Genomic DNA, 12,919 nt, shown 5'->3' with positions numbered 1-12,919 from the left:
AATACTCTTCCTGTGGGGACACGACCGTACTCCGCCGAAGTCGAAGCGAGAGGCGAGTCGGTGCGCATCGCATTGGCGGAGTACGGAGACGAACATGAGAACGGATATCAGGAACTCCGGCACGCACGAAATCGACGCTTGCGAGCTTTCGCCGACGACCGTCTTCGAACTGCTCGCGAACGACCGTCGGCGCTACGCATTCCACTACCTCGCGACCACCGTCGGGGCCACCAGTCTCGACGACCTCGCCGACCAGATTGCGCTCTGGGAGCGGACCGCGACCGCCGACCAGCACCGCGACATTCGGGGCGACCTCCACCACCGCCACCTGCCCCTGCTGGCCGACACCGGCGTCGTCCGGTACGACCCCGACCGGGAGACGGTCGAACTTCGGGACTGCGGCGACGACCTGCTCGCGCCGTTTCTGAAATTGGTCGTAGGAGACGACTTGCAGTAAGACCCGTTTTTCAGTCTGCGTCTGCGGGGTCCGTGACGGTACCAGATTCTACGTCCACGCCCACGCGGTCGCAGAGGTCCGACATCGGGCACCCCTCGACGCCGTCCAGACACGCGGGCTTTCTCGCGGTGCAGTACTCCCGACCGAACTGAATCGTCGCTGTATGCCCAAAACCGCATTTTCCGGCCGGGACGTCGCGCTCCAGCACGGCCCGGACTTCCTCGTGGTCGGCGTCGGCGGGCGCGATGCCGAGTCGCCGGAAGATTCGGTGGACGTGGGTATCGACCGGGAAGACGCCCGACTGGCCGCCCGCGAACAACAGCACGCAGTCGGCGGTCTTCGGCCCGACGCCCTTCAGGTCGAGCAGGGAGTCGCGGACCTCGGCGGGGTCGCCCTCGCGAACGAACCGGTCGAACGCCTCGGCGCTCCCGTGGCCGTCGAGGACTCGCTCGGCGACGGTCATCAGCACGGTCGTCTTCTGATTGTAGAGACCCGCGGGCCGGATGGTGTCGGCGAGTTCGTTGTGGTCCGCGCCCGCGAGCGCGACCGCGAGGTCGCGCTCGGTCCCGCCACCGGAGTCGGTATCCTCGCCGCCGGAGTCGGCGTCCTCGCCACCGTATCGGTCCATCAGCGCGTCGTGTGCTGGCTGACTCGCCACGTCGCTGGTGTTCTGGCTCAGGACCGTACGGACCAGACACTCGAAGGCGTCCTGCCCGCCGTACGTCTTCTGCCAGTAGCGGTCGCCGAGGCGGTCCACGACCGCCTCGGCACGGGTGGCCGGTTCGCCCGACGTGAACTCGGCGAACGCGCTCGGCGCGGAGGTGCCGCCGCTGATGTTCTCGGCGGGTTCGGGGTCGTCCATGACAATCGGTGAGGGCGCGACCGGAGTAAAGCTTACTCGCGGGCTACTCGACGGTCAGCGTCACCGTCAGGTCTGCACCCTCCGCGAGCGCCGCCACGAGGTCGCGGTCGAACCCCTCCGCGGCGAACTCTGCGCCGAGCAGAATCGTCCGGTCGTCCACGTAGTCGCTCGTCCGGCCGACCGCACTCCGGTCGCTCTCGAAGGTGAGGTCGGGGTCGCCGCGCCCGGTCACGGTCTCGCGGTGGCCGTCGGCCTCGAACGCGGCGGTGATGGTCGCATCGCCGTTCTGGCACGCCGCGACGAAATCGGGGTCGAAGTCGGCGGGCGCACGGTCGGCCTCAACGGCGAGGATGCAGTCGCCCGCTGGCGTGAGGTAGTCGTCGGTCGTGACCTCGAAGGTGCTGGCGTGGGCGGCCGAGACGTTCTCGTGACCGCGTGCGTGGATTATCTCTTTTATGGATTCGGTCATACGCGTGGGTTCGGGGTGGGGGCCACTTCAGGGTCGCCTTTCGAAAATGTCGGAGCATGTTTGGAAAGGTGGTTGTTGCGAACAGTAACAAATAGAACCGAAGGTAGCTAGCAACCTCGCCCAATCGCTACAAACCGCAAAAGACCCAGTACCAACAACAGCCAGAAAGCCCCCGCCCGGTCGCTACGAACAACGAAACCAACCACAGAGAACGCACCGAAAGCCCCCGCCCGGTCGCGGTCGTTGCTCGGCATATCTCGGCCTCTCAGCAACACCCGGCCGAGATAGTGGCCGAGCAAGCGACCATGCAAGCGCGACCGGGCGGCCCCTTTCATTCCCACCCACGGTAGATTGGTCGGTCGGCCGTAATCTGTGGTTTGGTCAGTCTGCTGTTTCCGGAGATTGTGTCACCGGCCGTTTCCCGTGGTTTGTGTCACCGAGCGCGAAACCGCCGACCCGTCGAGCGCGCTTACCGGACCACCGTCACCGTGACCGCGCCGCAGGCGCACTCGTAGGCGCGTCGCTCGCCCGCGGGCGTCTCCATTCGAAGCATCAACTGCGTCTCGCCGAGAGCGCGCTTGCACCCCGGGGCGTCACAGACACATCGCAGGTCTTCGAGCATACGCGAGGTTGGTCCCGCCATCCTACTTAAATTGAGCCAAGGGCGGGGTGAAAGTGAAAGTGGTTCCCGGCGGGACGCAAAACATATCACGCCGGGGTGTAGTTGGCTCAGTATGTCTCTGACCGACTGGACGGGCGCAGTGGTGGACTCGCCCGCGGGGGACGAACCTCCCTCCCCCGACGACTGGCACCCGGTCGAGGTCCCGGGTCGCCCCGAGCGGTTCGCTGGCGCGGACGTGGTAGCCTACCGGACCCGGTTTTCGGACCCCCGAGACGACGACGAACGCGCCACGCTCGAACTCCGAGGGCTGTTCGCCCGCGCGCGAATCTGGCTCAACGGCGACCTGTTGGGCGACCACGACGCCTACTTCGTCCCCGCCCGGTACGAACTCGACCTCGAAGCCGAAAACGAACTGGTAGTCGAGTGTCGCGGTCCCGACCGCTTCGGCGGCGTCTACGCCACCGACCGTGTCCCCGACGAGCGCGCGGTCCCCGGTATCTGGTGGGACGCGGACCTCGAAACCCACCCCGAGACGTTCCTCGACACCCTGTCGCTGACCCCGCGGACGACCGACGACGGCGCGGTCATCGACGCGAAACTCGCGGTCGAGGCGGGTGCGGACGTGGACGAGCGCATCTCCTTTTCGGTCCGTCCACAGGGGTTTCGTGGGGGCGGCGTGATGGAGCGCGCTCGCGTGGACGCCGAGAGCGGCGAGCGCGTCGTAGTCGAGAAGACGCTCGAACTCCGGGACCCCGCCTACTGGTGGCCCGCTGGCGACGGTCCCCAGCACAAGTACGCCGTTCGGGCGAAACTCGGCGACTCCGAGCGAGTCGTCGAAACGGGCATCTGCGAGGTCGCCGACACGGACAACGGTCTCGTCGTCAACGGCCAGCGCGTCCCGGCCCGCGGCTTCTCGCTGTTGCCCACCGGCGACCCGACGTGGGACGTAGAGCGGGCGGGCAACGCGAACGCGAACGTCGTCCGGGCGTACGGCCACGTCCCGTCCCCCGCATTCTACGAGGCCGCGGCCGACGCGGGCGTGCTGGTCTGGCAGGACCTCCCGGTGGTCGGACCGGGCGAGTACGACACCGACCGCGCGACCGCACTCGCCGGGGCGCTCGCCTCGGAAATCGAGCGCCACCCCTGCGTGGCCGCCTTCGGCGTCCACGCCGACCCGACCGACCACCTCGCTGGAATCGGTCCCTCGCGTCTCGCCCGGTACAAGGTTCGGTGGCGCGCGTGGCGTGCGAACTACGACGACGGGACCGACCAGAAAGTCGCCGAAGCCTTGCCCGACGACGCGCTCGTAGTCCCCGTCTCGGGAGCGCCCGGAATCGACGCCGACGCGTCTCACCTCTACCCCGGGTGGGACTACGGAACCGCCGGAGACGCCGAATGGCTCCTCGACCGCTACGACTCGACGGGCGTGGTCGGCGGCTTCGGCGCGGGCGCGCTCGCGGTCGAGAATCCCGAAGCAGTCGCCGGATTCGACGCGATAGCTCACGACGCGAACGTCTCGACCGGTGGCGGAGACGGAGCGAGCGAAGTCGAGACCTCCCAGGCGTATCAGGCCCGCGTCCTCAAGACGGTGACCGAGACCCTCCGAAGGAAGGGGACCGAAGTGCTGGTCGCCGACGCGCTCCGAGACACCGACGCGGGCGCTGGCATGGGCGTGCTGGCGGCCGACGGAACCGAGAAATTGGGCTACGATGCCGTCGCGGCCTCTCTCGAACCCGTGCAGGTCGTCCTCGACGCGTACCCCGAAGTCGGGACGAGCAGAGAGCTAGTCGTGGTGGACGACACGCCGGAGTCGGTGTCGGGCACCATCTCGTGGACCGCGGGCGACCGGAACGGCGGTGCGGACGTGTCGGTCGGGGCCTTCGGACGGGAGACCGCCGGAACGCTCCGAGTTCCGGACGACGCCGAATCGGTCGAACTCGCGTTCGAGTGGGCCGACGGGTCGGTCTCGAACGAGTATCCTTTATAACCCCTGCTGAAGTGTGGGAATCCTTTACACGGGAGGTAGAAGCCGTGTGAACCGGTTCCACGCGTTAACCGAACAAAACATTTAAATATCCGCGGCGAATAATTGCAGGTACCAGAACGCCACAGGCGTTCGGCGAGCATCGTGCGACAAATGACAAGGGACTATTGTCACCGGTCGATTACGAGTTGCCGACCAGCGTCTGCTTTCGGGACTCGGCTCCCGGACGCCGTGGCGGGCATGGAATCGAGGTTTAACTAAGCATGGTAAGTGTAACAGAAGAGGAACTCCAGAACAAGTCGAAAGGCGAACTAATCAAACTCGCGGGACAGCTCCGAGACCGACGAAACGAGCTGAACCAGAAGGCCAGCAAGCGCGCGTCGAACCGCGACGACCTGAACGCCAAGACCCGAGAGAAGGTCGACGAGGCCCAGGAACACCGCGAGAAGCGCGACGAGCTGAACGAGCAGGTTCAGGAGCACAAAGAGAAGCGCAACGAGCTGAACGCGAAGGCCAACGAGCTGTTCGACAAGGTCGAGCAGAAGAAGTCCGACCTCGAACTCGGCGAGGGAAAGGACCTCGAAGAGCTCGAGAGTGAAATCGAAGACCTCGAGTTCAAACAGCAGACCGAGGTCCTCTCGACCGAAGACGAGCGCGAACTCATCGAGAAAATCGAGGCCAAGCGCGAGGAGTACCAGCAGCGCAAGGACAAGCTCAACGACAGCGAGGACCTCGAAGGACTCGTCGAGGAAGCCGAGGAGGTCCGCGCCGAAGCCTCCCGTCACCACGAGAAGGTGACCGAACTCGCCGACAAGGCCCAAGAGCACCACAACGACATGATAGAGGCCTATCGGGAGGCCGACGACATCCGCGACGAGGCCGACGAGATGCACGAGAGCTTCGTGGAGGCCCAGGAGGCCGCCGACCAGCACCACGAGGACTTCGTCCGCGTCCAGAAGCGCCTGCGCGAACTCGACAAGAAGGAGGAGAAAGAGCGCAAGTCCGAGAAGGAAAAGCAGCGCGAGGAGGCCAAAGAGGAAGCCGAGGAGATCTACCAGCAGTTCAAGGAGGGCGAGACCCTCGACACCGAGGACCTCATGAAGCTCCAGAAGACGGGTCTGCTGTAATTCTGTAACTCTGCGACGGATTCTGTTCTCGGCGACTGACGGCAGTCGGCGCTGAACGCGATGTACGATTTCTGTCGGCGCGAGTCACCGACTGGGCGAGAAGGAGACGACAGCGGAGCGACTCGAACGGAGAGCGGCTTGAAGCGGAGAGAACGGAGTTACGACACCGCGACTTCGTCGGCGCGCTTGATGATTTCGACCGCCTCGGCGTCGATGGACTCGGTTTCGAGCCAATGGGGGACGTAGGTTCGCTTCGCGAAGTCCTCGCGCTCGTCCTCGGTTCCGATGACACACCACAACTGAGGGTCGTCGGGACCGTGCCAGTCGCCCTGTCGGCTAATCGAGAAGCAGACGCGCTCGTCGCCGTCGTACTCGATGATGGCGTTCTTCCGGATACCCGGGTCGCCGTGGATGATGAGTCGCTTCATGCGCGTGAGTTCGGAAGGACCGGGTAAAAGCGCTTCGGGAACGGGTAGCGGCGGGGTTCGACGCCCGGTGGAGCCTCATAGTGATTGCTGTGAGTATTCTAGCACTCTCCAGAAATTCCGGGGTGTCGAGGGGTGAATCCGTCAATCTGTGACTACCTACCGGTACAGAATCACAGCAATCACTATCAGACGTAGGACGGAACGTTCGACATGTGGGCGACCACGTCGCCGGAGACGTTGTCGAGGTATCCCGAGTGGTCGGTGCCGACTTCCGAGGTCACGTCGTTCTCGACGTAGTTGGGCGCGGGAGTGTTGCCCGATTCGTAGCCGGTCTCGCCGAGCGCCTGGTCGAACTCGATGGTGTTGTACACCCACGACAGCACGTCGTCGTCGTGGCTGTGGTAATTGAACGCCGCGGTCGTCTGGTTCGAGATGGCGTCGTAGGTGTCCATCCACTCGGTCGTCGGCGCTTCGTTGTCCTGAGCCGCGCCGAGGAAGTGCGTCGAGTACACGTCGTGACCCTGGTCGTTCCACCACGAGGAGGCGTCGAGCGACCGGAGCGCGCTCAACACGACCTGCGCGCCGAGCGAGTGACAGACGAATCGGAGTTGCGCGTTCGGACACTGCTGTTTGAAATCGACCGCGAACTGCGCCAGTTTCGCCCCGTTCTGCTGGGCGATTTCCTTCGCCGTGCCCCAACCGTAGTCGATGCCGCCGCCCTTGTCGGAGTCCCACGTGTAGCCGACGACCGTCCCGCCGTAGCCGTTGGCGGTGAGTTGGCTCTCCGCGAGCGAAATCTTGTCGTGAGCGCCCTGCTCGGCGTCGTCGTCGCCGCTCTTTTTGTCCCACCCGTGGGCGAACACGGTGACGTCGCCGACACACCCGGTATCGACGCCGGGAACGCCGCCGCTGGTGTCGTAGCTGAACGTCCCCTCGCCCGAGACGAGGTTCGCGTCGTCGTCGAAGTGGTCGCGCGTCGAGAGCAGGGGCACGTCGGAAGCCGCCGCCGTCCCCGTCGCACTCGCGAGCGCGACCGCACCCGCGGTGGTCGTCACACTGTGCTTCAGAAACTGCCGTCGGTTGAGTGGCATCTCGTGTACGTACGCACTATTTTAACTTAAATATTGTTCTAAAAATAAATTAATGCACACTATCGAAGGAAAGTGTCGATGGCGCGGGCGACCGAATCGGCGCGGTCGTCTACTCGACGCTCGTAGCAGGTCGAACACACCAGTCCGGCCTCGCCGACCGGCGTGCGGTCGTCGGCCGACTCGACCCGACCGAAGTAGTAGCCGCAGTCGGCACATACCAGCAGGTCGTCGGCGGGCGCGAGCCAACCGTGGAGCGTGCCGTAGGTCGCGTCACCCGAGAGCAGGTCGCCGGGCGCGAGGCGGTCGGGCCACCGAGTCGAGTTCGCGAGGCGGTCGGCGTGGACGTCGTTGACGTGGGTGACCCCGCGCTCGCGGGCGCGCTGGCGGGCCGCGTCGCTATCCTCGCCGGTGGCCCGGATTCGGTGGCCGCAGGCGACACACTCGAAGCGATGCTGGACCGGCATTATGCGGACTCGCGGCGCTCCTCGGCCGCGTTCTCGGGCGCACGCGCGGCCAGTTCGTACACTCTGGCCTCGGTCTTCGGAATCCACCCGCCGCGCCGACCCTGCCGGACGTACCGGGCGCGGTCGGTGTCTCGGTCGGGGACGGGTTCGGCGACGAACACGCGGTCGCTCCCGGCGGTCGGGACGAGGACGCTTTCCTCGGCCAGCGCGAGCGGGAGCCAGAACGCGAGTCGGTCGGGACGGGTCGGAAGCGCGGCGGCGACAGCCTCGGCGTCGGCGGCGTCGAGCGCGTCGTCGGCGCACAGGTCGGCGGGCCGTCGGACTCGGACGACGGTCTCGGTCGCCATCCCGCCGTCCGCCGCGCCCGGCGCGCCGGTCGCGGCGGACTCGTTCGGTCGCGGGTCCGGACGCGCGCGAGGTTGCCCGGACGCGTCGAACGACCCGCGAGCGTCGCCGTACGCGACCAGTTCGGGGCGACTGTCTCGAAGCCACGACCGAACTCGGTCGGCTTCGACGCGCTCGACTCGCGTTCGCCCGCGGAATCGGTCGTGTTCGGTGCGCTCCCACCCGGGGTCGGCGTACCGGACGAAGCAGTCTCCCGGCGGTCCGGCCCACCTGACACACAGCGCACCGCCGGTGTGCTCCATCGCGGTCAGGAAGTCCGCTGGTCGGGGAACCGCCTCGCGGTTCGTGAGATGGTAGTTTCGGACGCGCTGGACCGGCGCGCCCGAGGGCGCGTCGGCCAGGAGTTCGACGACGCCGGTCGCGCCTCCTCCCCGAGGCGTTGGCCGGTCTCGTCTCGTTTCGTGACGGTCTGGTTCGTTCGAGCATCGAGCGTGCATGGTCTCCTCCAAGACCACGGGCCGGTGCGACACCACCACGAGCGCCCGGTCCGCGGTCGTATCGAATCGTTCGTCCATCGGCGTATTAAAATCGTTCCACGCGTAGTGAAAGTAAAAGTGAACGCCGGTGGCGAGACGAACCGTTTCGCGCCGACGGGTCCGGGTCGGAGAGACGAGTCCCCCGACTCGGTACCGTCGTGAACCAAACGGGTTTTAAGGCCCGTCGCCCTACACCACGCCAAGGTAGATATCTATGCAGATGCCACGACGTTTCAACACGTACTGCCCCCACTGCAAAGCCCACGAGCAACACGAAGTCGAGAAGGTCCGAACCGGACGCTCGACCGGCATGAAGTGGGACCAGCGCAAGCAGCGCGAGGGGAGCAAGGGTATCGGCAACCGCGGTCGGTTCTCGAAGGTGCCCGGCGGGGACAAACCGACCAAGAAGACCAACCTCAAGTACCGATGCAGCGAGTGCGGCAAGGCCCACCTCCGCGAGGGATGGCGCGCTGGCCGACTGGAGTTCCAGGAGTAAACATGGCAGGAAATTTCTTCACCGTTCAGTGTCCGGACTGTGACAACGAACAGACCGTCTTCGAGAAGGCCGCGACCGAGGTCGCATGCGCGGTCTGCGGCGCGACGCTCGCCCGACCGACCGGCGGGAAAGCCGACATCGAAGGCGAAGTGACCGAAACCGTTCAAGCCCGATGAAATACAGTGGATGGCCCGAACCCGGCGAACTCGTCGTCGGGAAAGTGGACGAAATCGAGGACTTCGGTGTGTTCGTCGACCTCTCGGAGTACGAGGACAAGCGCGGGCTTATCCACGTCAGCGAGGTCGCGAGCGGGTGGATTAAGAACGTCCGCGACCACGTCAGCGAGGGCCAGACCGTCGTCTGCAAGGTCCTCGACGTGGACGAGAGCGCCCAGCAGATAGACCTCTCGTACAAGGACGTCAACGACCACCAGCGCTCCGACAAGATTCAGGACTGGAAGAACGAGCAGAAGGCCGACAACTGGATGACGCTGGCGTTCGGCGAGGACGTGGACGACGACAAGTACGCCTCGGTCGCCAACGAGCTCATCGGCGCGTTCGGCAGCCTCTACGAGGGGTTCGAACAGGCCGCCATCCACGGCTCCGAGGCGCTCGACGGGACCGACCTCACCGACGACGAGAGCGAGCGCATCGTCGAGACCGCCCGAGAGAACGTCTCGGTGCCGTACGTCACCGTCACGGGGTACGTCGACCTCGAAAGCGCGTCACCCGGCGGCGTGGATGACGTGAAGGAGGCGCTCCAAGCCGCCGAAGGGAACGGCGACATCCCCGACGAAATCGACCTCGAAGTGACCTACGTGGGCGCGCCCGAGTACCGCATCCGCGTGAAAGCGCCCAACTACAAGACCGCCGAGGCCCAACTCGAAGAGAGCGCGGCCCGCGCCGAGTCGGCCATCGAGGCAACCGGCGGCACCGCGTCGTTCCACCGCGAGCGCCAGACCGACGACGAGTAGATGAAATCCGATATTTTGGTGTGTTCGGCGTGGAAGGCCGAACACGACCGCCCGGTGTACACGCTGTCTTCGACCTGTCCCGACTGCGGAGCCGACGCCGAAAACAGCGCGCCCGCACCGTTCAACCCCGAGGACCCCCACGGAGAGTACCGACGGGCACTTAAGCGGCGCGCCCGCGAGTAAGCCACATGGACGAACTGGACATCGAGGTCGTCGCCGACCCCGAACTCCGCGACCCCGTCCTCGTGGAGGGACTTCCGGGCGTCGGTCACGTCGGGAAACTCGCGGCCGAACACCTTCTCGAAGAGAAAGAGAGCGAAGTCGTCCGGCGGGTGTACTCCGAACACTTCCCGCCTCAGATTACCGTGGGCGACGACGGCACCACCGAACTCGTGTGTGCGGAGATTCACGCCGTCGAACTCGAAGACCGCGACCTGCTGGTGCTGACCGGCGACCATCAGGCCAACGACAACGCGGGCCACTACCGGCTGACCGACGCCTTCCTCGACGTGGCCGAGGCGTTCGGCGCGCAAGCCATCTACGCGCTCGGCGGCGTGCCGACCGGCGAACTCATCGACGAGTACTCGGTCCTCGGCGCGGCGACCGACACCGAGTTCGTCGATGAACTGGAGGAAGTCGGCGTCGAGTTCCGCGAGGACGAACCCGCGGGCGGCATCGTCGGCACCAGCGGTCTCCTGCTCGGTCTCGGCGAGCGCCGCGGGGTGCGAGCGGCCTGCCTGATGGGCGAGACCAGCGGCTACCTCGTGGACCCCAAGAGCGCCCGTGCCGTCCTCGAAGTCCTCGAAGACGCGCTGGGCTTCGACGTCGAGTTCGACGCGCTCGAAGAGCGCGCCGACGAGATGGAGGACGTGGTGGGCAAAATTCAGGAGATGGAGAGCCAGCAGTCGGGAATGGCGACCGACGAGGAACTGCGGTACATCGGCTGAGAGACGCGGTTTTTCGGAGTCGCGCTACGACCCCAACACCCGACGTTTGCGCTCGCTGTAGGCGTGATACGTCGCCGACAGCGAGAACAGCACTAAAAAGTACCACGCCCAAAACTCGATACCGAACGACGAGACAAAAAGGAGTTCGAACCGGACCGCCGACAGCGTGACCAGACCCAGCACGCCGACGCCCAGATAGTACGTCGACCACGAGATGTCACCCTCCGGAACGACCTCCATGTACACCTCGATTTCTTCGGCGCGGTCGCGAAGTTCGAGTTGCTGTTCGCGCTGGTCGTACTCGACGATTTCGAGTTCGTGTAGCTTCGGAAGATGCGTCTGATGAAGTGATACGTACACGCTCTTGCGCACGTCACGGGGCGGCGGAGATTCGCCGGTCTCGACCGTCGCGATGTGCTCGGCCAGCGTGTCCACCGACAGCGCGCCGTCGGTGTTCCGAAGGTGCTGGAGCGCGCGTCGCCGCCGGTCGTTCCGGAGGACGTTGTGTATCTCGCTGGGTTCGAGTTCCCGGTCGGGGTCCGAATCTTGGTCCTGTACTGTCATTTTTCGGGGCGACAATCTCGACCTGACATATACCGTTCAATTCATTTCGGCCAGCGACCATTAATGTTGCTATTATTTCAACTATAATTTATAGGTAAAAAATACCTGTCGAGGGGTTCTTTACCGTACGGTTCGTACACCGGGGTGTGCTGCCCGAATGGCTGGTCCTCGGTCTGTGGTTGTCGGCCGCGGTCGGGGTTCTCATCGGTGCGATTTTCGCAGTCGGCGCGCGGTTGTATCCGACACCGCAGTCGCGGACGACGCAGGCCTCCGGGGAGGGGCGTCGCCGTATCGAGATTCGCCAGTATCTCACGGACATCGGCGAGGCGTTCGCCGAGGACCACTTCGTGGAGGGCCAGCACGTCGCGTTCTACCTCCCCGAACGCGACGTGGCGATTACCTTCGACGCCAGAGCGTACTTTCGAATCGAGCAATCGCCGACGAGCGCCGTCCTCGTCGAACACGAGATGCCGGGCGTCCACCTCGGCGACCGCCTCCCGTTCGAGACGCCCGACGTGGACGACGAGAGAGACCGAGTGGACCCGACCGAGGCCGCGTTCGCGATTCTGGGAATTTCGCGGGGCGCGACTCTCCCGGAAATCAAGCGCGCGTACCGCCGGAAGGTCAAGGAGGTCCACCCCGACCACGGCGGCGACCGCGAGGACTTCCAGCAGGTCAGGGAAGCGTACACCACCGCGAGGAAGCGGGCCAACTGAAACGGACTAGCTCAGGTCGCTCACTTCGTAGGCGACGTTCCCGTCCCGGAGCGCGTCGGTCACGCGACCCACGATGTCGGCGGTGGCGACGACCACCACGTCGAGTCCCCGGTCGGCCGCGGCGGCCGACATCTCGCCCGCCGCGAACGTCGTCGCGGGTTCGCGGTCGATTCGCCGGAGCGCCACCACCGCCTCGACCCCGGTGGCCGCCACGATATCGGCCGCCGCGCACGCCGACGCGAGCGCGTCGGCGTCGGCCTCGCTCGCACCGCCCGACCGGACCGGCGGGACCTGAAACACGGTGACGGTTCCGGGGTCGAAGTCGATGATGCCCTCGAATCCGGTCACGCCCACGTCCGCTCCGGCCTCTGCGTCGGTGGTCGCCACGCCGGTCGCGGGACCCTCCTCGCCCGGGGTCGCATGGAGGAGACCGGCCTTCAGCGTGAGGGTCACGGCCTCGCCCTCGGATACGTCCGCGGTGGCGATGGCGGCCTCCTCCTGGACGCTCCCGAGGATGTCGTCGGTCACGTGGTCGGCGAACCGGCGCACGTCCACCGCGGACTGGAGGAGCCAATCGACGCCCTCCTTCGTGATGCTGTACCGGGAACGGCCCTCCTTCTCGACCAGTCCGTCCTCGACCAGCGCGCGGATGTACTCGCTGACGGCTTGGCTCGTCACTCCGACCGCATCGGCGATTTCGCCCTGACTCACTGCAGGCTGGCGCTCCGCGATTTCGGCGAGGATTCGAAACCGCGTGGCGGCGCGTTTGTTCTCCAGAACGTCGGCCATGTCGAAACGTGTCGGGGCGCGCGGTAAAAACCCCGGCGGGGGGGGGGGG

The 12,919-nt window shown here is 65.7% G+C and carries 18 protein-coding genes; 9 read left to right on the top strand and 9 right to left on the bottom strand.

Translation table 11 applies throughout. The features are described 5' to 3' along the window. Nucleotides 1-94: 94 nt before the first annotated feature. A complete protein-coding gene (locus EKH81_RS10890) occupies nucleotides 95-457 on the top strand; it encodes a DUF7344 domain-containing protein (protein WP_132057486.1) in 363 nt (120 codons plus the stop codon). 10 nt (nucleotides 458-467) lie between these two features. On the opposite strand, the gene EKH81_RS10885 is transcribed toward EKH81_RS10890, so the two are convergent. From EKH81_RS10885 to EKH81_RS19365, 3 genes are all read right to left on the bottom strand, one after another. Next, entirely contained in the window at nucleotides 468-1,319 is an 852-nt protein-coding gene (locus EKH81_RS10885) for an endonuclease III domain-containing protein (protein ID WP_132057485.1), read from the bottom strand. Between the two features lie 43 nt (nucleotides 1,320-1,362). Further along, nucleotides 1,363-1,776: a DUF371 domain-containing protein gene (locus tag EKH81_RS10880; protein WP_132057761.1), complete on the bottom strand. Its 414-nt coding sequence runs from the start codon at nucleotides 1,774-1,776 to the stop codon at nucleotides 1,363-1,365. 481 nt (nucleotides 1,777-2,257) lie between these two features. Next, a complete protein-coding gene (locus EKH81_RS19365) occupies nucleotides 2,258-2,410 on the bottom strand; it encodes a hypothetical protein (RefSeq protein WP_202935122.1) in 153 nt (50 codons plus the stop codon). A 112-nt stretch (nucleotides 2,411-2,522) separates the two neighbouring features. On the opposite strand from EKH81_RS19365, the gene EKH81_RS10875 reads away from it, so the two are divergent. Continuing rightward, the gene (locus EKH81_RS10875; protein WP_132057484.1) at nucleotides 2,523-4,397 is read left to right on the top strand and encodes a glycoside hydrolase family 2 protein; all 1,875 of its coding nucleotides are present in this window, start codon (nucleotides 2,523-2,525) and stop codon (nucleotides 4,395-4,397) included. 260 nt (nucleotides 4,398-4,657) lie between these two features. Then, nucleotides 4,658-5,521, top strand: a complete 864-nt coding sequence (locus tag EKH81_RS10870; RefSeq protein ID WP_132057483.1) for a coiled-coil protein — start codon at nucleotides 4,658-4,660, stop codon at nucleotides 5,519-5,521. Nucleotides 5,522-5,679: 158 nt separating this feature from the next. On the opposite strand, the gene EKH81_RS10865 is transcribed toward EKH81_RS10870, so the two are convergent. From EKH81_RS10865 to EKH81_RS10850, 4 genes are all read right to left on the bottom strand, one after another. Continuing rightward, entirely contained in the window at nucleotides 5,680-5,949 is a 270-nt protein-coding gene (locus EKH81_RS10865) for an HAH_0734 family protein (RefSeq protein ID WP_132057482.1), read from the bottom strand. 185 nt (nucleotides 5,950-6,134) lie between these two features. Continuing rightward, nucleotides 6,135-7,040, bottom strand: coding sequence for an alpha/beta hydrolase (locus EKH81_RS10860; RefSeq protein ID WP_132057481.1), 906 nt, complete (start codon nucleotides 7,038-7,040; stop codon nucleotides 6,135-6,137). Between the two features lie 59 nt (nucleotides 7,041-7,099). Beyond that, nucleotides 7,100-7,504 (bottom strand): hypothetical protein, encoded by a 405-nt coding sequence (locus tag EKH81_RS10855; RefSeq protein ID WP_132057480.1) that lies wholly within the window; start codon nucleotides 7,502-7,504, stop codon nucleotides 7,100-7,102. Further along, nucleotides 7,504-8,424, bottom strand: a complete 921-nt coding sequence (locus EKH81_RS10850) for a hypothetical protein (protein WP_162224602.1) — start codon at nucleotides 8,422-8,424, stop codon at nucleotides 7,504-7,506. The genes EKH81_RS10855 and EKH81_RS10850 overlap by 1 nt, the downstream gene beginning before the upstream one ends. A 175-nt stretch (nucleotides 8,425-8,599) precedes the next feature. Here EKH81_RS10850 and EKH81_RS10845 point away from each other — a divergent pair, with 175 nt between their 5' ends. The 5 genes from EKH81_RS10845 to EKH81_RS10825 are packed head-to-tail and all read left to right on the top strand — an operon-like array spanning nucleotide 8,600 to nucleotide 10,801. Then, entirely contained in the window at nucleotides 8,600-8,881 is a 282-nt protein-coding gene (locus tag EKH81_RS10845) for a 50S ribosomal protein L44e (protein WP_132057478.1), read from the top strand. A 2-nt stretch (nucleotides 8,882-8,883) separates the two neighbouring features. Beyond that, the gene (locus EKH81_RS10840) at nucleotides 8,884-9,057 is read left to right on the top strand and encodes a 30S ribosomal protein S27e (protein ID WP_132057477.1); all 174 of its coding nucleotides are present in this window, start codon (nucleotides 8,884-8,886) and stop codon (nucleotides 9,055-9,057) included. Continuing rightward, nucleotides 9,054-9,854 (top strand): translation initiation factor IF-2 subunit alpha, encoded by an 801-nt coding sequence (locus tag EKH81_RS10835; protein ID WP_132057476.1) that lies wholly within the window; start codon nucleotides 9,054-9,056, stop codon nucleotides 9,852-9,854. The genes EKH81_RS10840 and EKH81_RS10835 overlap by 4 nt, the downstream gene beginning before the upstream one ends. Continuing rightward, entirely contained in the window at nucleotides 9,855-10,037 is a 183-nt protein-coding gene (locus EKH81_RS10830; RefSeq protein ID WP_132057475.1) for an RNA-protein complex protein Nop10, read from the top strand. It abuts the gene before it with no gap. Nucleotides 10,038-10,042: 5 nt separating this feature from the next. Beyond that, nucleotides 10,043-10,801 (top strand): proteasome assembly chaperone family protein, encoded by a 759-nt coding sequence (locus EKH81_RS10825; protein WP_132057474.1) that lies wholly within the window; start codon nucleotides 10,043-10,045, stop codon nucleotides 10,799-10,801. A gap of 24 nt (nucleotides 10,802-10,825) precedes the next feature. On the opposite strand, the gene EKH81_RS10820 is transcribed toward EKH81_RS10825, so the two are convergent. Then, nucleotides 10,826-11,365, bottom strand: coding sequence for a DUF7344 domain-containing protein (locus EKH81_RS10820; protein ID WP_132057473.1), 540 nt, complete (start codon nucleotides 11,363-11,365; stop codon nucleotides 10,826-10,828). 149 nt (nucleotides 11,366-11,514) lie between these two features. On the opposite strand from EKH81_RS10820, the gene EKH81_RS10815 reads away from it, so the two are divergent. Further along, nucleotides 11,515-12,081 carry a J domain-containing protein gene (locus EKH81_RS10815; protein ID WP_132057760.1) on the top strand — a complete coding sequence of 189 codons (567 nt, stop codon included), beginning with the start codon at nucleotides 11,515-11,517 and terminating at the stop codon, nucleotides 12,079-12,081. A gap of 6 nt (nucleotides 12,082-12,087) precedes the next feature. On the opposite strand, the gene EKH81_RS10810 is transcribed toward EKH81_RS10815, so the two are convergent. After that, nucleotides 12,088-12,870 (bottom strand): DUF7839 domain-containing protein, encoded by a 783-nt coding sequence (locus EKH81_RS10810; protein ID WP_132057472.1) that lies wholly within the window; start codon nucleotides 12,868-12,870, stop codon nucleotides 12,088-12,090. Nucleotides 12,871-12,919: the final 49 nt, after the last annotated feature.

It is taken from the genome of Halorussus amylolyticus (genome assembly GCF_004143485.2).
GTDB classification, from domain to species: Archaea; Halobacteriota; Halobacteria; order Halobacteriales; family Haladaptataceae; genus Halorussus; species Halorussus amylolyticus.
The sequence above is the reverse complement of the archived record's forward strand: the minus strand, read 5'-3'. Positions and strand labels throughout refer to the sequence as shown.